Origin of the sequence: Clostridium sp. LY3-2, from assembly GCF_024705715.1 — a bacterium.
In the GTDB taxonomy this organism is placed as follows: domain Bacteria; phylum Bacillota; class Clostridia; order Clostridiales; family Clostridiaceae; genus Clostridium.
In genome coordinates this window covers 1-24,009 of sequence record NZ_JAMDLQ010000043.1, presented here as the reverse complement: position 1 = coordinate 24,009, position 24,009 = coordinate 1, and the positions used below count along the sequence as shown (strand labels likewise).

The following is a 24,009-nucleotide window of genomic DNA, read 5'->3' as shown; positions in this document are numbered from 1 at the left end:
TATTAAAGGAAGTGTTAAAATGGATAATTTTAAAAATAAGATTTCATCTTTAAGAGTCTCTGTAGAAAACTTAGAAGAGTCTAAGGAAAAGATGATTTTTGATTCACTTTTAGAAATTATAGATGGATTATCACTAAAGGTTGAAGAGTTAACTGTTAATCAAGAAGCTATTCAAGAAAATATTCAATATATGGATGATGATCTATCAGGAATACAAGAAGAATTATTTGAAGAGTTATCATTTGAGGATTTAGATGATATTGAAGATGAATATGTTGAAATTACATGTAATTCTTGCAATAAGCCAATTTTTATTGAGAAATCCGCTATGAGTAAAAATGAAAATATTCCTTGTCCCTATTGTGGGGGAAATATTAAGTAAAAAGCGCAGAATAATCTGTGCTTTTTTTTATTTTACATATTTTTATTATTTATAGTAATAATTCTAAGGTTTTTTAAATATTAATTATAAAGAATAATCTTTAGAGGAGGAAGTGAGTAGATGGATGAGTTTTTTTTAGAAATATTACCAAATGATTTAAGGAAAAAAATTTCAACCTTTAAAAAAGAACACATTCAAGAAATAAGAGTTAGAATAAATAAACCAGTGATAATTATAAAAGAAGGCACAGAATGTATATTAGATAAAGTAATAAGTACAGATGATATTAAATTTATAGTACAGAGAATATCAAATTATTCGTTGTATGCCTATGAAGAAGATATTAAAAAAGGGTTCATAACAATTAAAGGTGGACATAGAATTGGAATTGCAGGGGAATGTGTAATGGATAAAGAAGGGGTAAAGACTATAAAGAACATATCCTCACTAAATATAAGAGTGACAAGAGAGTTTATTGGATCTTCATTGCCGCTTCTTAATTATATTGTAGAGGATAATAAAGTGAAAAATACATTGATAATATCTCCTCCAAAGTGTGGTAAAACTACTATTCTTCGAGATTTATCAAGATTAATTTCAAATGGTAATAGTAGGTTTAAGTTAAGTGGCAAGAAGGTAGTAATAGTTGACGAAAGAAGTGAAATTTGTGGTTCATACCTTGGAGTACCGCAAATGGATGTTGGAATAAGAACAGATGTATTAGATAATTGTCAAAAAACAGAGGGTATGATTATGGCAATCAGATCCCTTTCTCCAGAAGTATTAATTTGTGATGAAATAGGAAGTTTTGAAGATGTTGAAGCACTTAAGATTGCATTTAATTCAGGTGTAAATATTATTGTTTCAATACATGGTAAAAATTACGATGATATTTCAAAAAGAAGTAATATGAGGAGTTTAATTGAAGAAAATATAATTGAAACAATAGTGGTTTTAGGTAATATAGATAGGGTTTCGAATATTATTAATATCTATTCATTAGATAAAAGTGAGGGAGTATATAAATGTTTAAGATAGTTATTTTATGTATTATAACTGCTCTTTCAACATATCTAGGAATAATAATCTCAGATAGATTTAGGAGGAGAGTTATACAGCTAAAAGAAATACAAAAAAGCATTATGCATTTAGAAAATGAGATTTTATTTAACAATACGAATTTACCAGAAGCACTATTTGTGATAGGAAGCAAAGTAAATTCACCGATAAGTGAAATACTCATAAAAGTAGCTGACAAGCTCTTAAAGGGAGTCAGTAATAATGTAAAGGATGCTTTCAAAGAAGAATATTTAAATGAAAAAGAAAAGTTATATTTACTAAAGGATGACTATAGTATTATAGATGATTTCTTGCAAAGTTTAGGGGATACAAATTTAGAAAATCAAGATAAAGTTTTTAGACTTATAAACAAAAGGCTTTCATTGAATATAGTAGAGGCAGAAGAGGAATTAAAAACAAATAGTAAAGTATATAAAAGCTTAGGTTTTTGTATAGGAAGTATGATATCAATATTTTTAATTTAGGAGGCATTATGATTGATATAGGAATAATATTTAAAATTGCAGGTGCTGGAATAATAATGATGGTACTTGACAAAGTTCTTGAAGCTGGTGGGAAAAAAGAAATAGCAACTATAACAAATTTAGTTGGGATAATAGTTATATTAATAATGGTAATTTCGTTAATTGGAGACTTATTTAATTCAATTAAAACAATGTTTATTATGTAGGTGGGTTTATGTTGATTTTAAGAGTTATTTCCATAGCGTTTATAGCTTTATTTATTTTTCTTATCCTAAAGGAAAGAAAAAATGATGTAGCGATATTAGTAGCATTAGCAGCTGGGGTATTAATTTTTACATTAATGCTTGGAGAAATAGGAAGCATAATAAATTTTTTAAAAGAAATTTCAAGTAAGGCTGGAATTGATACAGTCTATATAGGAATTGTTTTAAAAATAATAGCTATTGCATATCTAGCATCCTTTGCAAGTGAAATATGTAAGGATGCAGGAGTTAGTTCAATTGGATCTAAAGTAGAATTTGCAGGAAAAATAATGATACTTGGTTTAGCAATACCAATATTAATGGCTGTTTTAGATTCTATTATTAAAATAATATAGGTGATTTTATGAAAAATAAAAGATTTAGTCTTTTTATTATGTTATGTATTTTATTATGTCAATTTGGGTTCTTTTTAAAGCCAGAAAAAGCTTTTGCGATTGAAAATAATAGTGATACTACAGAAGAATACATTTTAGAAGAAAATTCTGAAAAACTTAAATCTCTCTACGATTATATAAACAAAATAAAAGGGGACAATAAAACCCTTGGAAATATTAATCCAGAGGAATTGATAAATAATTATATGGAAAAAGGTGAAAGTGGAATAGAGTTAAATGACATAATAACACTAATTTTAAATATCTTATTCAAAGAAATAAAAGTCATATTAAAGTTAATGTTATCGGTTTTAACAGTAGCTATATTATGTTCTCTTTTAAAAAATTTACAAGATGCATTTAAAAATGAAAGTATATCTAATATAGCTTTTTTTGCATGTTATTCAATTTTAATAGTTATATTATCAAGAAGTCTTTTGATTTCTATAGGTGTGGCAACAGATGTCATCAAAAATATTTGTGATTTTATGGCAGTTTTACTTCCAGTGCTCGTTTCTATGATAGCTATATCTGGTGGGATTGTACAGGCAGCCACCATGGATCCATTAGTACTTGGAGCAGTAGCTTTAATTCCTAAAATATATAAAGCTGTAATTATTCCATTAATTTTAATTCATTGTGCACTTCAATTTGCAAATAATATTTCAGAAGAGCATAAAATAGATAATTTATGTAAGCTTACAAAACAAACAGTTCTCTTGCTTCAAGGAATAATTATTACATTTTTCATTGGGTTATTAACCATAAGAGGAATAACGGCAGATACTATGGATGCAGTTGCATTAAAAACCACTAAATTTGCAGTAGATAACTTTATTCCTATAGTTGGAAAAGCATTTTCAGATGCAATCACATCTGTTGCGGGATATTCTTTAATAATTAAAAATGCAATTTCTGGACTTGGGTTAACAGTAATATTATTAATTATCCTATATCCTATAATAAAATTAATAACAATGACTTATATATATAAAATATCAGCGGCATTGATAGAACCTATAAGCGATAAGCGAATAACTTCATCTATTTCTGTTGTTGGTGATTCTATGACACTCTTACTTTCGTGTGTAATTTCAGTTAGTTTTATGTTTTTTATACTGCTTGGAATTATTGCACAAGCAAGTAAGTTTGTGGTTGGAGGATAAAATGGATTTACTTAAAAATTTTACTATAACTTTAATTACAATAATAATATTTATTTCTGCAGTTGAACTTATTTTGCCGGATAATAGTTTTAAAAAATATGTAAAGTTTGTTATGGGTTTAATTTTAACGGCTGTAATACTGAATCCTATTATTTCATTTATAGATGGAGGAAGCAGTACTATGACAAGTTCAATTTCAAAATATATATACAAAAGTGAAGTAGAGGCAAATGCCAGGGAAAAGGAGCATTCAAAGGTTAATGAAAAAAGTTTCAATGATAATTTAAATAGAAACATTGAGAGTTTATTAAAAAAAGAATTTGAAGATTATAATTTTGAATGTGAATCTAAATGCAACGTAGATTACGAAACACTTAATTATACAATAGAAAAAATAGATGTTTTTATAGTTAACAAAGGAATAAAGAAAATAAAAAAAGTTGATTTATCTAAAGAAGAAGGAATTTTACGAAATGATGAATATAAATCAGTGAAAAAATTTATCCAAAAAGAACTTGATTTAAAAAGTGGGAAAGTGAATATTTATGAAGGAGAAAGTGAGGGGAAATAGTGGATTTTTCAAAATTAAAAAACGAAATAAAAAGTGTATTTAAGCAAAAAAATTTTACTATGATTTTAGTTGTATCTCTAATATTGATTTTTATATTAATATCAGTAAGTTTTTTTAGTCCTAAAAAACAAGAATTAACATCAAAAAAAGATAAAACTTCAGAAAATGTAATTAATGAAATGAACATTAAAGATCAATATGAAAAAGAACAAAATGAAAAATTAACAAGTATATTAAAAGAAATGCAAGGCGTAGGTGAGGTATCTGTAATGATGACTTTTGAAGGTGGAGAAGAAAAAATTCCAGCTTATAATAGTGATATTCAAAAATCTACAACTGAAGAAACAGATAAGGAGGGAGGAAAAAGAAAAACGAATCAAGAAAATGGTGGGGAAAACATAGTTATGAGTACAGAAAATGGTGAAAATAAACCATTTGTAACTCAAACTATTAAACCAAAGGTTATAAGTGTAATTGTTATAGCTGAGGGTGCTTCAATAAGCAAAATTAAATATAATATTGAAAAAGCCGTTTCAGATTTATATAATATTCCACTTAGTAAAGTTAATGTATATCCAAAATCTAATTAGCATATAAATTAATAAGTAAATGATTGGAGGTTTTAATAAATGAACAGTAAACAATTTGGAATAATATTTACACTATTGGGGTTAATAGTATGTGTGAGTATTTTAGCAATTAAATTAAACAAAGGTGGAATAAATAACCCTGGTGATTTAGCATCTATAGCCCCACAAACAAAGGAAGTTTCATCTAAAGAGAAAGCCCAAGAGGAAAAAGATTTCTTTTATGATTCAAGAAGCGAAAAAGAACAAGGAGATGCAGAGGTTGTAGATAGTTTGAAAGCTGTAGTTGCTGATAAAAATACATCAAAAGACCAAAAGAAAAAGGCACAAGATGAATTAGTTAAAAAAAGTACTCAAACTAATAGTGAAAACAGAATTGAAATTAATGTAAAAAATCAAGGTTTTGAAGATGCTATATGTTATATTGAAGGTGATAGAGCAAAGGTGTTTGTAAAGTCTAATAAAGAACTTGATACTAAAACATCAGTACAAATTCAAGAAATTGTAGAAGACGTTGCAAATATAAGTGATGTATATATAGAAGTGAAAAAATAATTCATTGTAAAGTAAAAATTTATTTGTTATAATATTCATAAGATAAAGAGTTTTGAATTTCAAAACCTAGGAGGTTAGACGTAATGGATAATTTCAATAACGAAAACATCGGTGTTGTAAAAATTTCTGATGAAGTCGTAAGTGTTATAGCTGGTATTGCAGCTGAAGAAATTGAGGGAGTTATAGAATTCCAACATGGAGTTACAAATAACATTTCACAATTACTTAAAGGAAAGAAATCATCAGGTAAGTCAGTTAGAGTTACTTTAGAAGAAGATAGAGCAACTATAGAAATGGAAGTATCTGTTGAGTATGGTGTAAAGATTTTAGAGGTTGTAGCTCAAGTTCAAGAGAATGTTAAAAGAACTGTTGAGGCTATGACGGGGTTAGTAGTAGATGGAGTTGATGTTTTTGTACAAAACATCTACTTACCGAAAGACCACGAAAAAGAATTTAAGGAAAAATAATTTCGCCCTCTGAATTTCAGAGGGTGTTTCCTTGTTAAAAAATTAATTTAGTCAATGCGTAACTTATAGGAGGAAAAAAAGTGAGTAGAAAATTATCAAGAGAAAAAGCAATGGAATTAGCATTTAGTGTGATGTTATCAAAGGAGTCGCCAGAAGAAGCAATAGAAACTTTTGTTGATAATTATGAAGGTAATATAAAAAGTTTAGATTTAGAATATATTAAAAGTACTTTAAATGGGATTGAAGAGAAGAAAGAAGTATTAGATGATTTAATAAAGCAAAATTTACAAAAATGGTCATTAGATAGAATTTCTAAGATAAATCTTGCAATTTTAAGATTAGGTGTTTATGAAATGAAATTTGTTGAAGATGTTCCAGATAAAGTTGCTATAAATGAAGCTTTAGAACTTACAAGAAAATATTCAGATGAGAAATCAGTATCATTTATAAACGGTGTTTTAGATAAGATATTAAAAATGTAAAGTGGGGGATTTAGGTGTATAAAATAATAGATGGAAGAGAAGTTGCAAAAAAAATAAAATTAGATATTAATTCTATCGTAGAAAAAAGAAAAGAAGAAGGAAAAAAACTTCCTAAAATTGCTTCGGTTTTAGTAGGTGATGATGCAGGGTCTATTTATTACATCAATAGTCAAGAGAAAGTTTCAAATTCTGTTGGTGTGTTATTTGAAAAAGTGATTTTAGATAAAAATATATCTGAAGAAGATTTAATTATGAGAATAGAAGAACTAAATAATGATAAGACTATTAGTGGTATAATGCTACAATTACCATTACCTAAAGAGATTAATGAAAAAAAAGTTATTAATACAATATCTCCGTTGAAAGATATAGATTGTTTAACTTATGAATCGATAGGTAAACTTTTTTCAGGAGAAGCATCCTTCCTTCCATGTACACCTAGATCCGTTGTTACACTTGTTGAAAGTTTAGATGTGAATTTAGAAGGCCTTGAAGTTGTTATTTTAGGTAGAAGTAATATTGTTGGAAAACCTGCAATAGAAATGTTTCTAGAAAAAAATGCTACAGTTACAGTATGTCATTCTAAAACTAAGAATTTAGAATCTGTTTGTAAGAGAGCAGATATTTTAGTAGTTGCAATAGGAAAACCTAAATTCATCAACTCTAATTATATAAAGACCGGAGCCATTGTTATTGATGTAGGAACATCAGAGTTTGAAGGGAAAATTACTGGGGATGTTGATTTTGAAAGTGTAAAAGAAAAAACATCTTTTATTACACCTGTTCCAGGTGGGGTAGGAGCATTAACAACAACTTTACTGATTAAAAATTCATGTGAGGCATTAAAAAATTATGAAGATTAAGGTTTTAAGTGTTTTTGAAGTCAATAACTACATAAAAAAAATTTTAGATAATGATTTTATATTAAATAATCTCTCTGTAAAAGGAGAGATTTCTAATCTAAAATATCACTCAAGTGGACATATATATTTTTCTTTAAAAGATGATTATAGTAAAATAAATTGCGTTATGTTTAAAAATGATGCATATAATTTAGATTTTGTTATGAAAGATGGTATGAGTGTAGTAGTAAAGGCTAGAGCTTCTGTATACAACGCTAACGGAAGTATGCAGCTTTATTGTACAGAAATACAAAATAGTGGTCTTGGAGAATTATATATAAAATATCAAGTTCTCAAAGAAAAATTAGAAAAAGAAGGTTTGTTTGATATATGTAATAAGAAGCCTATACCAGATGATGTAAAGAGAATAGGGGTAGTCACAGCAGAAACAGGTGCTGTGATTCATGATATTATTAATGTAACAAAGAGAAGAAATAAGACTATTGATATTGTACTCTTCCCAGCTAAAGTTCAAGGAGAAAGAGCATACTTAAGCTTAATAGATGGATTAAATTATTTTAATAAGAGCAAATCAGTAGATTTAATTATAATAGGCAGAGGTGGAGGCTCTATGGAGGAACTTTGGAATTTTAATGAAGAAGGTCTTGCTAGAGCTATATTTAATTCTAAAATTCCTATCATCTCTGCAGTTGGTCATGAAACAGATTTTACCATATCAGACTTTGTTTCAGACATGAGAGCAGCAACTCCATCCCAAGCTGCTGAGATAGCAGTAAAAGATATTGAAGATTTAAAAGGAAAAGCCCAAAATTTAAAAACTTTGCTAATAAAAAGTATGGATAGTATAATAACTAGTAAGAAGAGTTTGTTAGAGATTTCAACTCATAGATTAAATTTAAACTCACCAGAATATAAAATATCTAATGAAATGATAGAGATTGATAGGTTAAAAGAAAAATTAAACTCAAATATAGAAAATAAATTATTTGCATTTAGGTCAGAACTTCAAATTATGAGTGGTAAATTAGATGGATTAAGCCCTTTAAGAATATTAGACAAAGGCTACTCAGTAATAAAAAAAGAAAATAAAATTATAAGTTCTAGGAAAGAGCTACTAAAAACAGGTGAAATTGAGATAGTTTTAAAAGATGGTTCTGTCATTGGGGAGTTTATATCAAAGGAGTAGGATTGTAATGGCTAAGAAAGTTAGTTATGAAGATATGTATAAAGAATTAAATGAAATAATTGATAATTTAGATAATAATAAATTGTCTCTAGAAAATTCAATGAAAGAATATGAAAAAGGTGTTAAACTTATTAACAAATTAAATAAAACACTAAGTGTATACGAGGGAAAGTTATCGATAGTAAGAGATAATGAAGAAGTGGAGTTAGATGAAAATGGTAAAAATTAATGATTTAAAGCTTGAAATAGATAAATATCTAAAAAACTATTTTAAGAATAAAGAAGGCTTTAATGATATTATATATAAAGCACAGGATTATAGCTTAAATATTGGTGGGAAGCGTGTTAGGCCTATATTGTTGCTACTAGTTTACAATTCTTACATGAATGAATATGAAAATGCAATGAAAATGGCATCAGCTGTAGAAATGATTCATACTTATTCGTTAATTCATGATGATTTGCCTTGTATGGATGATGATGATTTAAGGAGAGGAAAACCTACAAATCATAAAATTTATGGTGAAAATATAGCTGTTTTAGCAGGTGATGCACTATTAAATGAAGCCATGGTAAATATGTTTGAATCAGCAATTGAACACGGAAAAGATCATTTAGTTGCTGGAATTATAATATCTAAAGCAGCCGGGGCTGATGGAATGATAGGTGGTCAAATTGTAGATATAATAAGTGAAGGAAAAGTTATCCCTTTAGAAGAACTTAATTATATGCATATGAAAAAAACAGCGGAACTTATTAGAGCATCCATTGTAGCTGGTGCAGTAATGGGGAAGGCACCTGAAAAGGATTTAAAAAAACTGAGTGATTTTGGATATAAGCTTGGTTTGGCATTTCAAATTAAAGATGATATATTAGATGTAATTGGAAATGAAGAGAAGTTAGGAAAAAAAACTGGTGCTGATTCTGAAAAAGATAAGAGTAATTTTATTACTTTTTATGGATTAGATAAATGCAAAGCTCTTTGTAATAATTTAACTTTAGAATGTTTGGAATTAATCAATTCTATCTCAGTTGATTGTGAGGAATTAAAAGAATTAACAAAGTTATTATTAAATAGAGACTATTAAAGAGGGTTTGGATATATGGAAAAGTTAATAGAAAAAATTAAAACTCCTAATGATGTTAAGAATCTTGGTTTGAATGATTTGGAAAATTTATCTTGTCAAATAAGGGGATTTTTAATAGAATCAATTTCTAAAACAGGAGGCCATTTAGCATCAAATCTTGGAGTTGTTGAACTTACATTAAGTATATTTAATCAATTTGATTTAGAAAAAGATAAGATAGTTTGGGATGTAGGACATCAAACGTATGTTCATAAGATATTGACAGGTAGACTAAATCAGTTTGATAAGTTAAGAATGTATAATGGAATGAGCGGATTTCCCAAAAGGCAAAAGAGTGAATATGATTCTTTTGATACTGGACACAGTAGCACAAGTATATCTGCAGCACTTGGAATGGCGAGAGCTAGGGATATAAAAGGTGAAGATAATGAAATAGTAGCTATAATTGGAGATGGTGCTTTAACAGGTGGAATGGCATTAGAAGCTTTAAATGATGTTGGCTATAATAAAACAAAGATGATTATTGTTATTAATGATAATCAGATGTCTATTTCAGATAATGTAGGAGGTCTTTCATCATATTTAAATAATCTAAGGATGGAACCTAAATACAATAAGCTAAAAGAAGATGTAAATCACAAATTAAATGAATCTAAAGTTGGCAAAAATATTGCAGGAAAACTATCAAAAGTTAAAGATAGTATTAAACAATTAGTTGTTCCTTCAATGCTTTTTGAGGATATGGGACTAAAATATTTAGGTCCTATCGATGGACATAATATTGCAGCTATGAATGAGGTTTTTAGGAAAGCTAAGATGATCAATGGACCTGTTATTATACATACTATAACTAAAAAAGGAAAAGGGTATGATTTAGCTGAGGCTAGTCCTTGTAAATATCATGGAATTTCACCTTTTGATGCAGAAAGCGGTAAAATAATAGGAAAATCTTCAAAAAGTTATTCGAAGGCATTTGGAGATGCGATGATAGAACTTTCAAAGAAAGATAAAGATATTGTTGCTATAACTGCAGCTATGCCTGATGGGACTGGTTTAAACGAATATTCAAGGCTATTCCCTAATAATTTTTTCGATGTAGGAATTGCAGAAGAACATGCAGTAACACTTGCAGCAGGTATGGCATGCGGAGGCTTAAAGCCGGTATTTGCTGTTTATTCAACTTTTTTACAAAGAGGATTTGATCAAATCTTACATGATGTATGCATTCAAAACTTACCAGTTGTATTTGCAATTGATAGAGCTGGTTTAGTTGGTGAAGACGGAGAAACACATCAAGGAATATTTGATTTATCATACCTATCTATAATACCTAATATGACGATAATAGCTCCGAAGTGTTTAGATGAAGTTAAAATACTTTTAGAGTATGCACTACAAAAGAACTCACCGGTTGCTATTAGATATCCTAGAGGTGGAGATGTAATTAAAGGATTAAGACCTTTAACAAAAATAAAAGATGGTAAATGGGAAGTTGTAGAATCAGGCGGAGAGAGTAAAGTTGCAATAATATCTGTAGGAAAGATGACCCAACATTCACTATTAGCTGTAGAACTTTTAAAAGAATTAGGCGTCGACGTTATGGTAATAAATGCAACCTTTGTAAAACCACTTGATGATACTTTATTGAAAAAATTAAGTGACGAAAGTTATAAAATAATAACCATTGAAGATAATATTTTAAGAGGTGGATTTGGATCTAGCGTTTTGGAAAGATTAAACGAGTTTGAGTTTAAAGGGAAATTTAAGGCGTTAGGTTATGAAAAATTTATTGAACAAGGAAATGTTAATATTTTATATAAAGAAGAGTGCCTTGATTCAGAAGGTATTAAAAACGAAGTATTAAAGATGATTTAAAGGAGTTTAAAATGGCTGATAAGAAAGAAAGACTTGATATACTATTAGTAGATAAAGGGATTATAGAGTCAAGAGAAAAAGCTAAAACAAGTATAATGGCAGGACTAGTTTTTATTGATGGACAAAGAGTAGATAAGCCAGGTGCTAAAGTGAATGTCGATTCTGAAATTGAGTTCAAAGGAAAAAAATTAAAGTATGTAAGTAGAGGTGGGCTAAAACTTGAAAAAGCGCTTAAAGAATTTCCATTAACATTAGAAGGTAAAGTTTGTATGGATATTGGTGCGTCAACTGGTGGCTTTACTGATTGCATGCTTCAAAACGGAGCAAAAAAAGTATTTTCAGTAGATGTTGGTTATGGACAATTTGCCTGGAAATTAAGAACTGATGAACGTGTTGTTTGTATGGAAAGAACAAATATAAGATATGTAACCCCAGAGGACATAGGCGAAAAGATTGATTTTGCATCAATAGATGTTTCTTTTATTTCACTAAAAACTATTATGCCAGCAACAATTAATCTACTAAGTGATGTGGGAGAAGTCGTAGCATTAATCAAACCTCAATTTGAAGCGGGAAAAGGTAAAGTTGGTAAAAAAGGTGTAGTTAGAGAGCTAAGTATTCACAAAGAAGTAGTATATGGAATTGTTGATTTTTTATTAGAAAATAATTTGAATATTATAAATCTTAGTTTTTCTCCAATAAAAGGACCAGAAGGGAACATCGAGTACTTAGTTTATTTTAGTAAAGATTTAAATAAAGAAACCAATTTTAAAAGAGAAGATGTTGAAACAATAGTAACTGCATCACATAATGATATCTAAGAGAGGAATTTATGAGGAAAATAGGGGTTGCGGTTAATCCGCACAAAGATAAAGATGGTAATATAACGAATATGGTTGTAACTAAGCTAAAATATTATTTTATTAATTCTGACATAGTAGTTTTAGATGCTTTAAATTTGAATATTGAAAATTTATGCTTAGATTTAGTTGTTACACTAGGTGGAGATGGAACTCTTTTAGGTGTAGCGAGAAATATATCTAAAATTACTAATGCTCCAATACTTGGGATAAATATTGGTAATTTGGGCTTTTTAAGCAGTATAGATATAGATGATATAGATTATGCTTTCGAAAATCTAAAAAATAATAATTATAAAGTTGAAAGTAGAATGATGCTTCAATCAAAGATAGGTAGTTTAGATGATAAATTGACAGCACTTAATGATGTTGTTATTACAAAAGGAACTTTATCTAGAATGGCTAAGTTTAAAATTAACATTGATGGTAAATACTATACAGAATTTAAAGGTGATGGTCTAATTGTCGCAACTCCAACAGGGTCTACAGCTTATTCATTTTCAGCAGGAGGGCCGTTTATCTATCCTAATTTAGATGTAATATTGTTGACACCTATATGCCCTCATCAGAGAAGCATGCAGACAATTGTTTTAAACGGGTGTAGTGAAGTTGAGGTTATTTCCGATTATGATGAATCAGGTGAAGGTGTATATTTATCTGTAGATGGTCAAGAAGTTTACAATGTTGAAAAAATGGATATAATTAAGGTGGAAAGAGCCAAGGAAGAGTTTAAAATTATTCAATTTAATAATTACGATTATTTTCAAGTGTTGAGAAAGAAAATACTAAATAATTAAGAGGGTGGTACATTTGAAATCAAAAAGACATGATAAAATACTAGAAATAATAAAATTAAAAGATATAGAAACTCAAGAAGATTTAGCAGATGCTTTAAGGAATGAAGGATTTGACGTTACGCAAGCTACAGTTTCTAGAGATATAAAAAATTTAAGACTAATAAAAATGCAAGCTGCAAACGGTAAATATAAATATGCAGTACCAACTAATGAATCTAGTAAACTTACAGATAAATTAGAAAACATACTGGCTAATGCAGTTACGCATGTAGAGAATATAGATAAAATGGTTGTAGTTAAAACTTTTACAGGTGGAGCATCAGCTGCTGCAGAGGCAATAGATAGTTTAGGATTTGAAGATATTGCAGGAACAGTTGCAGGTGACAATACTATCTTTATACTTGTAAGAACTACAGAGAGTGCAGAAATTATTGTACAGAGAATTAAAAGTAGAATAAATGGTTAATAGGTGGAAAAAATGTTATTACAGTTATCAATTAAGAATTTTGCGTTAATTGAAGAAATTTCATTTGATTTAGACAAAGGATTTAATATTTTATCAGGTGAGACTGGAGCAGGTAAATCAATATTAATCGATGCTATTGATTATGTCCTTGGAGGAAAATTTTCGAAAGATTTAATTCGTACAGGAGAAGAAAGAACATCCGTAGAAGCAATTTTTCAAATAGATAATTGTCACTTAAAGGATATACTTGATGTTTATGAAATAGAATATGAGGATACACTTATAATAAGAAGAGAGACACTTTTAAGTGGTAAGAGTATCGTTAAAGTTAATGGAAAAGCATTGATAGTTTCTCAGTTGAAAAAAATTGGCGAAAAGCTATTAGATATACATGGTCAACATCAAAACGGTGCACTATTAGATAGGTCAACTCACATAAATTACTTAGATGATTATATCGGTCAAGAAATTAAAGAAATATTAAAAAAATTCAAATTTGAAATGGAGAAATACTCATCTATTAAAGCAGATATTGATAAACTAAAAAAATCTGTCGATAGTGAGAAAATGATTGACTACATAAAGTTTCAACTTGAAGATATTGAGAAAGCAAACCTTAAATTAGGAGAAGAAGAAGATTTAAAATTACAATATGAAATTTTAAATAATTCTGAAAAAATAAATAAATCACTTAATATAAGCTATGATTTATTAAATGGAACTAGTAATTCTGAAAATGTTTTATCAGCTTTATCTAAAATCATAAGTGAATTAAATTCAATAGATGTAAATCATTCAGATATAAAAGAGAAGCGCAACATAATTGAAGAAGCTTTTTATAATATAGAAGAAGCTACTAGAGATATTAGAAGTATTGCTGATAGCATACAATACGATGAGGGATTGTTAGCTGATATAAACGAACGTTTATTTGCGATAAATTCGTATAAAAAGAAGTATGGTGGTTCAGTTGAAGCTGTTCTAAGCACCTATAAAAGTTTGAAAAAACAATATGATGATGTAACTAATTCAGAAGAGATATTAAAGGAACTGAATGAAAAACTTGAAAATACTTTTAAAAAGATGAAAACAATCGGAGATAGATTGACAAAAATCAGATTGAAAAACAAAGGTGAACTAGAAAAGAAAATATTAAATGAACTTGCATACGTTGGATTAGATAAATCACAAATGATAATTGAAGTTGAAAATACAAATAATTTCAACGAAAATGGTTTTGACATTGTAACATTTATGATTTCAACAAATCCAGGAGAACCAGTAAAATCATTAGAGAAAGTTTTATCAGGTGGTGAACTTTCAAGAATAATGCTTGCTTTTAAATGCGTATTTGCTGATAAAGATAGAATACCAACTTTAATTTTTGATGAGATCGATACTGGTATAAGTGGTCAAGTTGGCCAAAGTGTGGGTGAAAAGATGTATCAAGTTTCAATTAATCATCAGGTTCTATGCATCACGCATTTACCTCAGATAGCAATTTTATCTGATAATCATTATTTTGTTTCAAAAAATGTGAAAAATGGTAAAACCTTTACTAGTATTAGATTATTAAATAAAAAAGAAAAAATACTTCAAGTTGCTTCTATGTTAGGTGGAGATAATCCAACTGAAACAACAATTAGCAATGTAGAAGAAATGCTTTCAAAATCTGAATCTAAAAAAAGTCAAATAAAATCAAATATAGGTACATAAAGTATCAAAATAAGGAAAAAATAAAACTATGTTAAAGTGGTTTTATTTTTTTTTATTATTAAAAATTGTCTTTTATAGAAAAGGTTTAAGAGGATATGAAATTCTAGTTGAGGGAAAAGTAAAGATAGAGGCAAAGGAGGAGACAATATGATTAAGAGATATGTTAGTAAGGTTAGTTTAGTTGTAACTTTAATTTTAGTAGTATTAGTGCCATCAATCTTTACAATAAAAGATTTACCAGACAAGATATATATTTCTGACTCGGTTTGTTCAAAGAGTGTTTTTAAAGATTTAAGTCCATTTAATAAAGTTACGTACTCAAAAGACTCCTTAGATATTAAATTTATGGGTCTAATAAATCTAAAATCAGTACAATTAAAAAAATATGAAAATCTAAAAATTATACCTGGAGGAGATAGTGTTGGTGTAAAAATAGCGTCAGATGGTGTATTAGTTGTTGGTTTTTCTAAAATTAATTGTAATGGTAACGAACTTGATAGTACAGCAAAAAAATCTGGTATAGAAGTTGGAGATAGAATTATAGAAGTAGATAATAAAAGTGTAATAAATTGTAATCAATTGTCTCAAAAGATATTAGAATCAAAAAACAAAAGTTTAAATATAAAACTCATAAGAGATGGTGAATTGTTATCTAAAAGAATAGAAATTATTAAAGAAAAATCTGAAAATAAAATCGGGCTTTGGGTAAGGGATTCTACAGCAGGTGTAGGAACAATGACTTTTATTGATAAAAACACTAAAAATTTTGGAGCATTAGGACATCCAATAACTGATTCAGATACAAATAAACTTTTCAATATTAAAGATGGTGATTTATTTGATTCTGCGATAATTAGTTTAAGAAAAGGAGAAAAAGGGAATCCAGGAGAATTGAAAGGTATATTTACTAATGAGAATAATCCTCTGGGAGATATAAAGAAAAACACTTCTAGTGGAATTTTTGGTAACTTAGAAAACAATGAGAAATTTACTAAAAATAAAGAACTCCAAGTGGGGTTTAGGGATGAAGTTAAAGAAGGCAAGGCAAAAATAATAACAACAATAGATGAAAAAGGACCAAAGGAATATGAAATTGAAATCATAAAAAAGTTAGAACAACAGGAAGCTGGACCAAAGAGTATGATAATAAAAATAACAGATGAAAAACTACTAAAAGAAACGGGTGGGATAATTCAGGGTATGAGTGGAAGTCCAATCATACAAAATAATAAAATTATAGGAGCAGTAACCCATGTACTTATAAACAAACCAGATGTAGGTTATGGTATATATATAGAATGGATGCTTCAAGATGCTGGTGTGATTAATTAGGGATTTTATCCCTAATTAATTTTTTTATCACTTAAAAGATAAAAATGGAAAATATTCACACAAAACTATAGACTAAATCACATTTATAGTGTATAATTTACAAATAGTGGAAGATAATTAAATTATCCTATTCATTGGTACAGCATTTAGCAAATAATAATTTATTTATTCCTTAAGAACAAAATAAATAAATTTAAAAGAAGGATTTAAAGTTTCAGTGTCGAATAAATAAAATAGACTTTAAAACCTATTTTAACCTATATTCAAGGATAAATGAATTGATTATATAAATTAAGTGGATAAAGGGGAGAACAAAATGGAAGATTCAAAAATATCAGTACTTATAGCAGATGATAATAAAGAATTTTGTAGTATTCTAAATGATTACTTGTTAAATCAAAAAGACATCGTAGTTACAGGAATAGCACAAGATGGAAGAGAGGCATTAGAATTAATTCAAAGTAAAAAACCAGATTTAGTAGTATTAGATATAATAATGCCTCACTTAGACGGATTAGGGGTTTTAGAAAAATTAAATAGCCTAAATATAGATAAAATGCCTAGAGTTATAATTTTATCAGCAGTTGGACAAGATAAAATAACTCAAAAAGCTATCACGTTGGGTGCAGATTATTATGTAGTAAAACCTTTTGATATGGATATATTTACAAAAAGAATTAGGGAGATGTTCCAAACATCAACAGACTTAAATCAGTCTATAAAAAGAACTTCTCAAGTAAGTGAACTTTTATCAACAAATACTAGTTCGGTAAATGAACCAGTTGATTTAGAAACTGAAATAACAACTATAATCCATGAAATTGGTGTTCCTGCACATATCAAAGGATATATGTACTTAAGAGAAGCAATTACAATGGTTGTAAATGATATGGAGTTATTGTCTGCTGTAACAAAGGAACTATACCCTTCAATAGCTAAAAAATACAATACTACAGCTTCAAGGGTTGAAAGGGCAATAAGGCATGCAATAGAGGTTGCTTGGGGAAGAGGACAAATAGATGCTATAAACAAGCTATTTGGCTACACTATCCATAATGACAAAGGCAAACCTACAAATAGTGAATTTATAGCTATTATAGCTGATAAGCTAAGATTAAAAAATAAGGTATCATAATTATTTCAAATAGACATTATCTATTTTATAGGTAATGTCTATTTTTATATACTTATATAAAAACTACTATACTATTGTATGAAAGTGAAAAGTTATATACAATATAAATAATAGCTATTATGTATATAAAGATAGAATTAATTATATGTTTGCAAAATTATTTATGAATATAAAAAAACAAGGATTAGAACATGAAATTTCTGTTATTGATTAACAGTTAATGTATTAGAAGATTAAAAAAAAGTAAATCAAGATAAGCTTAATAATCCATAGGAAAATGTGAATATCCTTTCGGAGGAGAGTATAGTTATTAGGCTTATTAATTCAATAAATAAATCTAAGTAGAAACATAAGAGGTGTTTTATGAAATACAAAATGATTTCAAAAGAAACTTTGAACAACAATTATATATTTGAAGCTGAAAGGTTTGGAGATAAAATTATAAAGATTTATTCTAAAGTATCAACGAACATGAAACTAAATTGTGAATTATATTTTGATGAGGGTATACCAAGTTTTGTTGTAGAATCTTTTATAGATTTATTTAAACAGATTTCTATAGAATTTATTGATAAAAAAATTATATATTTTGATAAAAATTTTAATACAAATAGAGAAGTAAAATTACTTTCAAGTAAAGTATTTGATGAATATTATCTGTTAAACGATATAGCTGATATCAAAGTATATAGGACTAAAGAAAATGAATTAGAAGAATTAAATTTATTTGGATAAGGTGAGAAAATGAAATTAGTAGAAAAAATTTTAAAAGAGACAATTAAATACGAAGGGAATTTTTTGAAATTTGCTAGTGTTGACGTAGAATTACCAGACGGTAATGTAAGTAATAGGGATATAATAAGACACCCAGGTGCCTCTGCTATAATACCTTTTATTGATGAGGATACTATATTATTAGTTAAACAGTATCGTACTGCTGTTAAAAAGGTATTATTAGAATTGCCAGCAGGAAAACTAGACCTAAATGAAGATCCATTGCAATGTGCTAAAAGAGAATTAGAAGAGGAAACTGGAATGAAATCAAATGATTTTATTTATTTAGGAACAATTGCTACAGGCGCAGGCTTTACAGATGAAGTAATTCATATATATAAGGCAACAAATCTTTATAAAGGAACTAAATCATGTGATGAAGACGAGTTTATAGATATATACAAATATAAACTAAGTGAAGTAAAAAATATGATAAGAGAAGGTAAAATAATAGATTCAAAGACTATAGCAGCATTAATGTATTTATAGTATAAGAAAAATTTAAGTTTTATTTTAGGTTATTTTAATAATTTACAAATATAATTAAAGTGAAGTTATTATTTAGTGAGGATAAAAATATGAAAATTAAAAAGTTAATTATTATTTTAGGAATAAGTACTACTATATTTTTTAGTAGTTTTGTTAATTCTTTTGCAGACCAATTTAATGTTGTAACTTTAGGTGCAAATTTAACTCAGCAACAGAAAGATAGTATGTTAAAGTATTTTAATGCAAAGGATGGTAGTTATCAACTAATAACTGTTAATAATAAGGAAGAAAGAGATGCGTTAAAAGGGATAGCACCTTTATCTGAAATAGGAAATAAGACAATATCATGTTCTTATGTTCAGCCAACATCTTCAGGCTCTGGAATAAATGTTAAGACAGCTAACCTAACTTGGGTAACTGCATCAATGATATCTAACACATTAGTAACAGCTGGAGTTAACGATGCAAATGTAATTGCAGCTGCACCTTTTCAAGTTTCAGGAACAGGCGCGTTAACAGGTATTTTAAAAGGATTCGAAGATTCTACTGGTGAAAAATTAGATAAAAATAAAAAAGAACTTGCAAACCAAGAACTTGTTACTACAGGTAACATAGCGAATGATTCAAAAGTTGGACAAGAAAAAGCAGCTGCAATCGTTAATGATGTTAAGAAGGAAGTAATAAAAGATAAAGCTCAAGATCCAAATAAAGTTGAAAAAATTATAAATAATGTAACAAATAATTATAATATAACTTTACCAGAAGCACAGCAAAAGGAATTAAATGATCTTATGGTAAAAATAGGTAAAGAGGGCTATAATTATGATCAATTAAAAAGTACATTAAATGATATTGGAAATAATATTAAAAATGTTTTAGAACAGTCTGGTCAAGCTATAAAAGATTCGGGATTCTTTCAGAATTTATGGCAGAATATAAAAGATTTCTTTGGTAGTGAGAATAAAGGTAACGGAAATGATAAAGATTTAGGAATAATAAATCAAACAGATAACTCAGCTTTAGGAGATTCAGCTGTTGTTACAGGAAATAACACAGAAATCAAAGATACATCAAATAATACAAAAGACAGTCAAAACAATAACCAATCACAAGCATCAAATGATGAAGGATTCTTTGAGAAAATTGCAAATTGGTTTAAAGGATTGTTTAACTAATTAATAAGATGATATTGAATAATACCATTATAATAATATGTGATTAAAATGTTTCAATTAAGAATATTTTCAATTTTACTTTCATAATATTACATAGAACTATGTTAGGAGGAGAAAGTGAAATGAAAGATATAGCTAAAAAATTGAGAGACATTTTCGAAAATCAAAAAATATATTATTTAATGGTATTATTATTTTTTTGTGTAGGAATAGTAATAGGTGTTTATGCAGTTAAATATATGAATATGCCAGATAGACAAGATATTTCAAGTTATTACTCTAGTTTTGTTAATAGTTTAAGCAATAAGCCTATTAATTATGGTGTATTATTAATAGAAGTTATTAAAAAAAATGCACTAATAATTATTCCAATAATTATATTAAGTTTTACTTTTTTTGGAGCTCCATTTATTTTAGCGCTTAACTTAATAAAAGGTTTTTCTCTTGGTTATTCATTTACATTCTTATTAACAACATTTAGTGGTAAGGGTATTTATTTAGCATTATCATCAATTATTCCTCAGAATTTAATTTATATTCCATGCTTAATAGCAATAAGTATTGTAGCATTAAATTCTTCTACTGAAAGATTCAGGGATAGGTTTATAACAAAGAAAACTTATAAAAAGTCAAGTAATAACGGGTTAGCAAACATATTAATAATACTATTATGCATATTTATATTAGGAGTAGTAATTGAGACGTATGTTTCACCAAATCTTATGAAGTTTGTATTAACAAGATTTTATGTATAAAAAGTGGATTTCTAATGATAAAAATGAAGGGAATGAAGTGAAATTGTCGAATATATAAATATAGTAATGGTATAGGAGAGAGTAATGTTAGAAATTATTGAGAATTATAAGGAGTATTTACTTAGAAACGATAAAAGTGAAAATACCGTTTATGCATATGTGACAGATGTAAATCTTTTTTCAAAATTCCTTAAAAATAATAGTATGGAATTATATACATCAGATAACGTATCAATAATAGCTTATATTCAATATTTATTAGATAACGGTAAATCAGAAAGGTCTATAAATAGGATTGTTATAAGTTTAAGAAGTTTTTATGGATTTTTGAAGGGTAAATCATTAATTAATGAAATTCCTAAAATAACATATAAAAGCAATAGAGCTAATAAAAAATTACCACAAATACTTACTGTTGAGGAAGTAGATAAGATTATAAAATCTGTCGATAAAAATGGTATAAAAGGTGTTAGGGATAATGCTCTACTTGAACTTATGTATGCAACTGGAATGAAGGTTTCAGAATTAATATCATTAGAGGTTGAGGATATTAATTTAGATTTATCTTTTGTTAAATGCACAGATAATAAACATTATGAGAGACTTATTCCTATAGGTAGAAGTGCAAATAGAGCCTTAGAAGAATATGTTTTAGTAAGAGATGAAGTAGCTGAAACTGGGGAGAGCAAATTATTTGTAAATTTAAATGGAAAAGGATTAACAAGACAAGGAATTTGGAGAATAGTTAAAGAATATTCACACAAAGCAGGAATAAAAAAAGATGTTAATTTAAATACTTTTAGACATTCATTTGCTGTGCATATGCTTCAAAATGGTGCTAATGTTCGTGCAGTACAAAAATTATTAGGAAACCAAGTCTTAACTTATATGGACACGTATTATGAAATAATAAATAGCGATAAAATAAACTTAGTTTATAAAAATGCTCATCCAAGAGCATAGAAGATGTTGTAATGAGGGATATAATATTAGCTTAGAGCGAGAAATCGCTCTTTTTTTTTATTTAATCAAGTTTTAAAATACTAAATATTTTTATTTTTTATGGAAATAATAATTTAGAAAGGAGGAATTTATATGTTTAATAAATTGAAGAAAATAACGAGTTTTGTACTAATCTTAACAATCATGTCACCTTTACTTGCAAAAAATACATTTGCAGTTTCAGAAGATTCAGGAATGAAAGTAGAAGCTAAATCTGCATTATTGATGGAACCTATAAGCGGTAAAATAATCTATGAAAAAAATTCAAATGAAAAATTTGCACCAGCATCTGTTACTAAAATAATGACAATGCTTTTAGCAATGGAGGCTATTGATTCTGGAAAAATAAGTTTAGCAGATAAAATAACTTGTAGTGAAAATGCTAAAAAAATGGGCGGGAGCACTATGCTTCTTGATACTGGTGAAATAAGAAGTGTATCTGATATCTTAAAAGGTATTGCGATAGCATCAGGAAATGATGCTGCAATTGCTATGGGAGAATATTTAGCTGGATCTGAGGAGGCTTTTGTTAAAGCAATGAATCAAAAGGCTAAAGATCTTGGAATGAAAAATACAACTTTTAAAAACTGTACGGGTTTACCAGCAGAAGGGCATCTATCTACTGCATATGATATTGCATTGATGTCCAGAGAACTTCTTAAACATAAAGATATATTAAAATTTACAGGTACATATATGGAAACTATTTCTGAAGGTAGAAAAACACCTATAGAACTTGTAAATCACAACAAGTTGGTTAGATTTTTCAAAGGTTGTGATGGACTTAAAACTGGTTACACTCAAGAAGCTAAATATTGTATATCAGCAACTGCAACTAGAGATGGAGTTAGAATGTTATCAGTTATAATGGGAGCACCTACTTTTAAAATAAGAAATAGAGATGCAGGTATACTTTTAAATCATGGATTTTCAATGTTTGAAGGTAAAAAATTATTGAAAAAGGATCAAGAACTTGGAGAAATAAAAAGTATAAATAAGAAAAATAAAGCATTTATAGCTAAAGTTAAAGAAGATTTAAACGTTGTTATGGAAAAAGGACAAAACGGTGAATTAACAAACAAAATAATATTAGATGAAAGTAAAAATGAATTTTTAGCGGGAGAAGTAGTTGGAAAGTGTGAAGTATACTGTGGTGAAGTTTTAGTAGGGCAAGTAGAAATTTATACAGACCGCGACATTGAAAAACCTAATATATTTGATAAGTTAAAATTTAAAATAACTAATTCATTTAATCGTTAATAAGAAAGGAGTTACTTTGAGTAACTCCTTTCTTATTTAAAATAGTACCAAAGTAGTGTATAATTAGATGAAAATAATTAGAAGGTGGTATAGTATGGAATTACCTAAAATTAAGGTTGCAGATTTCGAAGGGCCATTTGATTTACTACTCCATCTTATCAGAAAGAATAAGATGGATATAAACAATATAAAGTTAAATTTGGTAACTAATCAGTATTTAGAATACTTAGATAAGATGAAAGAACTGGATTTAGAGGTGACATCAGAATTTATAGTTATAGCTGCAACTCTTATCGAAATAAAATCAAAAAGTCTATTACCTAAAATTAAGGATCAAATAATAGAAGATGACGAAGATATTGAAAAGAAATTACTAGAAAAATTGCTTTTATATAAAAAGATTAAATTGTCAACGGAGTATTTCAAGAAGAAAGCAAATGTGAGTGGATTCACTTATTCAAAAAAACCAGAAATTATAGAAGAAAAACAAAACCCAAAAGAGAGTAATAAAGTGCTTGAAAATATTTCGCTTATTGAATTATATAACATTTATAATAAACTAATTGAAAACTATGTTAGTAAACAAAACAAATCAGACTTTTTACAAAAGAGAATTTCAGTAGATAAATACAAAATTGAAGATAAATATGATTATTTATTAAATTTAATTTCTAATAGGGAATTAATTCAATTTACTAAAATTATGGAGGAATGTGATTGTAAACTGGAATGCGTTGTAACTTTTTTAGCTTTGTTAGAATTGATGAAACAAAGAAAAATAGTTGTTTACCAAAAAGAAAATTTCAGTGAAATAATTTTAAAAGGAAGTGAAGTAGAAAATGTCT

At 27.8% G+C, this 24,009-nt stretch carries 29 protein-coding genes; all 29 read left to right on the top strand.

Going from position 1 to position 24,009, the window contains the following annotated elements:
• Window positions 1-19: 19 nt before the first annotated feature.
• Complete coding sequence (locus M4I33_RS13470; RefSeq protein WP_257917290.1) at window positions 20-382, top strand: CD1247 N-terminal domain-containing protein; 363 nt, start codon at window positions 20-22, stop codon at window positions 380-382.
• 120 nt (window positions 383-502) lie between these two features.
• A complete protein-coding gene (spoIIIAA, locus tag M4I33_RS13465) occupies window positions 503-1,420 on the top strand; it encodes a stage III sporulation protein AA (protein ID WP_257917289.1) in 918 nt (305 codons plus the stop codon).
• Window positions 1,408-1,926, top strand: a complete 519-nt coding sequence (locus M4I33_RS13460) for a stage III sporulation protein AB (protein WP_257917287.1) — start codon at window positions 1,408-1,410, stop codon at window positions 1,924-1,926. Before spoIIIAA ends, M4I33_RS13460 begins: the two co-directional genes overlap by 13 nt.
• Window positions 1,927-1,934: 8 nt before the next feature.
• Window positions 1,935-2,132, top strand: coding sequence for a stage III sporulation protein AC (gene spoIIIAC, locus M4I33_RS13455; RefSeq protein WP_257917286.1), 198 nt, complete (start codon window positions 1,935-1,937; stop codon window positions 2,130-2,132).
• Window positions 2,133-2,140: 8 nt separating this feature from the next.
• Window positions 2,141-2,524: a stage III sporulation protein AD gene (gene spoIIIAD / locus M4I33_RS13450; RefSeq protein WP_257917285.1), complete on the top strand. Its 384-nt coding sequence runs from the start codon at window positions 2,141-2,143 to the stop codon at window positions 2,522-2,524.
• A gap of 8 nt (window positions 2,525-2,532) precedes the next feature.
• On the top strand, window positions 2,533-3,729 hold the full coding sequence (gene spoIIIAE / locus M4I33_RS13445) for a stage III sporulation protein AE (RefSeq protein ID WP_257917284.1): 1,197 nt from the start codon (window positions 2,533-2,535) through the stop codon (window positions 3,727-3,729).
• 1 nt (window position 3,730) lies between these two features.
• Window positions 3,731-4,300: a stage III sporulation protein AF gene (gene spoIIIAF, locus M4I33_RS13440; RefSeq protein ID WP_257917283.1), complete on the top strand. Its 570-nt coding sequence runs from the start codon at window positions 3,731-3,733 to the stop codon at window positions 4,298-4,300.
• The gene (spoIIIAG, locus tag M4I33_RS13435; protein WP_257917282.1) at window positions 4,300-4,890 is read left to right on the top strand and encodes a stage III sporulation protein AG; all 591 of its coding nucleotides are present in this window, start codon (window positions 4,300-4,302) and stop codon (window positions 4,888-4,890) included. The genes spoIIIAF and spoIIIAG overlap by 1 nt, the downstream gene beginning before the upstream one ends.
• 39 nt (window positions 4,891-4,929) lie before the next feature.
• Entirely contained in the window at window positions 4,930-5,442 is a 513-nt protein-coding gene (locus M4I33_RS13430; RefSeq protein WP_257917281.1) for a SpoIIIAH-like family protein, read from the top strand.
• A gap of 83 nt (window positions 5,443-5,525) precedes the next feature.
• Window positions 5,526-5,909, top strand: a complete 384-nt coding sequence (locus tag M4I33_RS13425; protein ID WP_194190293.1) for an Asp23/Gls24 family envelope stress response protein — start codon at window positions 5,526-5,528, stop codon at window positions 5,907-5,909.
• An 80-nt stretch (window positions 5,910-5,989) separates the two neighbouring features.
• Entirely contained in the window at window positions 5,990-6,391 is a 402-nt protein-coding gene (gene nusB, locus M4I33_RS13420; RefSeq protein ID WP_257917280.1) for a transcription antitermination factor NusB, read from the top strand.
• A 14-nt stretch (window positions 6,392-6,405) separates the two neighbouring features.
• Window positions 6,406-7,254, top strand: a complete 849-nt coding sequence (locus tag M4I33_RS13415; RefSeq protein WP_257917279.1) for a bifunctional 5,10-methylenetetrahydrofolate dehydrogenase/5,10-methenyltetrahydrofolate cyclohydrolase — start codon at window positions 6,406-6,408, stop codon at window positions 7,252-7,254.
• The gene (gene xseA, locus M4I33_RS13410) at window positions 7,244-8,440 is read left to right on the top strand and encodes an exodeoxyribonuclease VII large subunit (protein WP_257917278.1); all 1,197 of its coding nucleotides are present in this window, start codon (window positions 7,244-7,246) and stop codon (window positions 8,438-8,440) included. The genes M4I33_RS13415 and xseA overlap by 11 nt, the downstream gene beginning before the upstream one ends.
• A 7-nt stretch (window positions 8,441-8,447) precedes the next feature.
• Window positions 8,448-8,669 (top strand): exodeoxyribonuclease VII small subunit, encoded by a 222-nt coding sequence (gene xseB, locus M4I33_RS13405; protein ID WP_257917277.1) that lies wholly within the window; start codon window positions 8,448-8,450, stop codon window positions 8,667-8,669.
• Window positions 8,656-9,528: a polyprenyl synthetase family protein gene (locus tag M4I33_RS13400; protein WP_257917276.1), complete on the top strand. Its 873-nt coding sequence runs from the start codon at window positions 8,656-8,658 to the stop codon at window positions 9,526-9,528. The genes xseB and M4I33_RS13400 overlap by 14 nt, the downstream gene beginning before the upstream one ends.
• A gap of 15 nt (window positions 9,529-9,543) precedes the next feature.
• Complete coding sequence (gene dxs / locus M4I33_RS13395) at window positions 9,544-11,403, top strand: 1-deoxy-D-xylulose-5-phosphate synthase (RefSeq protein WP_257917275.1); 1,860 nt, start codon at window positions 9,544-9,546, stop codon at window positions 11,401-11,403.
• 11 nt (window positions 11,404-11,414) lie between these two features.
• The gene (locus M4I33_RS13390; RefSeq protein WP_257917274.1) at window positions 11,415-12,224 is read left to right on the top strand and encodes a TlyA family RNA methyltransferase; all 810 of its coding nucleotides are present in this window, start codon (window positions 11,415-11,417) and stop codon (window positions 12,222-12,224) included.
• 11 nt (window positions 12,225-12,235) lie between these two features.
• Window positions 12,236-13,060 carry an NAD(+)/NADH kinase gene (locus M4I33_RS13385; protein WP_257917272.1) on the top strand — a complete coding sequence of 275 codons (825 nt, stop codon included), beginning with the start codon at window positions 12,236-12,238 and terminating at the stop codon, window positions 13,058-13,060.
• A gap of 13 nt (window positions 13,061-13,073) precedes the next feature.
• Window positions 13,074-13,526: an arginine repressor gene (locus M4I33_RS13380; protein ID WP_257917271.1), complete on the top strand. Its 453-nt coding sequence runs from the start codon at window positions 13,074-13,076 to the stop codon at window positions 13,524-13,526.
• A 12-nt stretch (window positions 13,527-13,538) separates the two neighbouring features.
• On the top strand, window positions 13,539-15,242 hold the full coding sequence (recN, locus tag M4I33_RS13375; RefSeq protein WP_257917270.1) for a DNA repair protein RecN: 1,704 nt from the start codon (window positions 13,539-13,541) through the stop codon (window positions 15,240-15,242).
• A 147-nt stretch (window positions 15,243-15,389) separates the two neighbouring features.
• On the top strand, window positions 15,390-16,574 hold the full coding sequence (gene spoIVB / locus M4I33_RS13370; RefSeq protein WP_257917269.1) for a SpoIVB peptidase: 1,185 nt from the start codon (window positions 15,390-15,392) through the stop codon (window positions 16,572-16,574).
• A gap of 316 nt (window positions 16,575-16,890) precedes the next feature.
• A complete protein-coding gene (spo0A, locus tag M4I33_RS13365) occupies window positions 16,891-17,709 on the top strand; it encodes a sporulation transcription factor Spo0A (RefSeq protein WP_257917268.1) in 819 nt (272 codons plus the stop codon).
• A 363-nt stretch (window positions 17,710-18,072) separates the two neighbouring features.
• Window positions 18,073-18,444, top strand: coding sequence for a hypothetical protein (locus M4I33_RS13360; protein WP_257917267.1), 372 nt, complete (start codon window positions 18,073-18,075; stop codon window positions 18,442-18,444).
• Between the two features lie 9 nt (window positions 18,445-18,453).
• A complete protein-coding gene (locus M4I33_RS13355) occupies window positions 18,454-18,972 on the top strand; it encodes an NUDIX domain-containing protein (protein WP_257917266.1) in 519 nt (172 codons plus the stop codon).
• A gap of 89 nt (window positions 18,973-19,061) precedes the next feature.
• Window positions 19,062-20,147 (top strand): DUF1002 domain-containing protein, encoded by a 1,086-nt coding sequence (locus tag M4I33_RS13350; protein ID WP_257917265.1) that lies wholly within the window; start codon window positions 19,062-19,064, stop codon window positions 20,145-20,147.
• Window positions 20,148-20,269: 122 nt separating this feature from the next.
• Window positions 20,270-20,902: a stage II sporulation protein M gene (gene spoIIM / locus M4I33_RS13345; protein WP_257917264.1), complete on the top strand. Its 633-nt coding sequence runs from the start codon at window positions 20,270-20,272 to the stop codon at window positions 20,900-20,902.
• An 84-nt stretch (window positions 20,903-20,986) separates the two neighbouring features.
• A complete protein-coding gene (locus M4I33_RS13340; RefSeq protein WP_257917263.1) occupies window positions 20,987-21,865 on the top strand; it encodes a tyrosine-type recombinase/integrase in 879 nt (292 codons plus the stop codon).
• Window positions 21,866-21,997: 132 nt separating this feature from the next.
• A complete protein-coding gene (locus tag M4I33_RS13335; protein ID WP_257917262.1) occupies window positions 21,998-23,164 on the top strand; it encodes a D-alanyl-D-alanine carboxypeptidase family protein in 1,167 nt (388 codons plus the stop codon).
• 94 nt (window positions 23,165-23,258) lie between these two features.
• A partial coding sequence (locus tag M4I33_RS13330; protein WP_257917261.1) for a segregation/condensation protein A occupies window positions 23,259-24,009 on the top strand: 751 nt, incomplete at its 3' end.

Bases quoted from the DNA above. Each gene is read 5' to 3' on its own strand.
- xseA (WP_257917278.1), top strand. From the start codon at position 7,244: ATGAAGATTAAGGTTTTAAGTGTTTTTGAAGTCAATAACTACATAAAA.
- spoIIIAE (WP_257917284.1), top strand. From the start codon at position 2,533: ATGAAAAATAAAAGATTTAGTCTTTTTATTATGTTATGTATTTTATTA.
- xseB (WP_257917277.1), top strand. From the start codon at position 8,448: ATGGCTAAGAAAGTTAGTTATGAAGATATGTATAAAGAATTAAATGAA.
- M4I33_RS13340 (WP_257917263.1), top strand. From the start codon at position 20,987: ATGTTAGAAATTATTGAGAATTATAAGGAGTATTTACTTAGAAACGAT.
- M4I33_RS13385 (WP_257917272.1), top strand. From the start codon at position 12,236: ATGAGGAAAATAGGGGTTGCGGTTAATCCGCACAAAGATAAAGATGGT.
- M4I33_RS13470 (WP_257917290.1), top strand. From the start codon at position 20: ATGGATAATTTTAAAAATAAGATTTCATCTTTAAGAGTCTCTGTAGAA.
- spo0A (WP_257917268.1), top strand. From the start codon at position 16,891: ATGGAAGATTCAAAAATATCAGTACTTATAGCAGATGATAATAAAGAA.
- spoIVB (WP_257917269.1), top strand. From the start codon at position 15,390: ATGATTAAGAGATATGTTAGTAAGGTTAGTTTAGTTGTAACTTTAATT.
- M4I33_RS13400 (WP_257917276.1), top strand. From the start codon at position 8,656: ATGGTAAAAATTAATGATTTAAAGCTTGAAATAGATAAATATCTAAAA.
- dxs (WP_257917275.1), top strand. From the start codon at position 9,544: ATGGAAAAGTTAATAGAAAAAATTAAAACTCCTAATGATGTTAAGAAT.
- M4I33_RS13350 (WP_257917265.1), top strand. From the start codon at position 19,062: ATGAAAATTAAAAAGTTAATTATTATTTTAGGAATAAGTACTACTATA.
- spoIIIAA (WP_257917289.1), top strand. From the start codon at position 503: ATGGATGAGTTTTTTTTAGAAATATTACCAAATGATTTAAGGAAAAAA.
- M4I33_RS13335 (WP_257917262.1), top strand. From the start codon at position 21,998: ATGTTTAATAAATTGAAGAAAATAACGAGTTTTGTACTAATCTTAACA.
- spoIIIAC (WP_257917286.1), top strand. From the start codon at position 1,935: ATGATTGATATAGGAATAATATTTAAAATTGCAGGTGCTGGAATAATA.
- spoIIIAF (WP_257917283.1), top strand. From the start codon at position 3,731: ATGGATTTACTTAAAAATTTTACTATAACTTTAATTACAATAATAATA.
- M4I33_RS13355 (WP_257917266.1), top strand. From the start codon at position 18,454: ATGAAATTAGTAGAAAAAATTTTAAAAGAGACAATTAAATACGAAGGG.
- M4I33_RS13425 (WP_194190293.1), top strand. From the start codon at position 5,526: ATGGATAATTTCAATAACGAAAACATCGGTGTTGTAAAAATTTCTGAT.
- spoIIM (WP_257917264.1), top strand. From the start codon at position 20,270: ATGAAAGATATAGCTAAAAAATTGAGAGACATTTTCGAAAATCAAAAA.
- M4I33_RS13460 (WP_257917287.1), top strand. From the start codon at position 1,408: ATGTTTAAGATAGTTATTTTATGTATTATAACTGCTCTTTCAACATAT.
- M4I33_RS13390 (WP_257917274.1), top strand. From the start codon at position 11,415: ATGGCTGATAAGAAAGAAAGACTTGATATACTATTAGTAGATAAAGGG.
- M4I33_RS13430 (WP_257917281.1), top strand. From the start codon at position 4,930: ATGAACAGTAAACAATTTGGAATAATATTTACACTATTGGGGTTAATA.
- recN (WP_257917270.1), top strand. From the start codon at position 13,539: ATGTTATTACAGTTATCAATTAAGAATTTTGCGTTAATTGAAGAAATT.
- spoIIIAD (WP_257917285.1), top strand. From the start codon at position 2,141: ATGTTGATTTTAAGAGTTATTTCCATAGCGTTTATAGCTTTATTTATT.
- M4I33_RS13360 (WP_257917267.1), top strand. From the start codon at position 18,073: ATGAAATACAAAATGATTTCAAAAGAAACTTTGAACAACAATTATATA.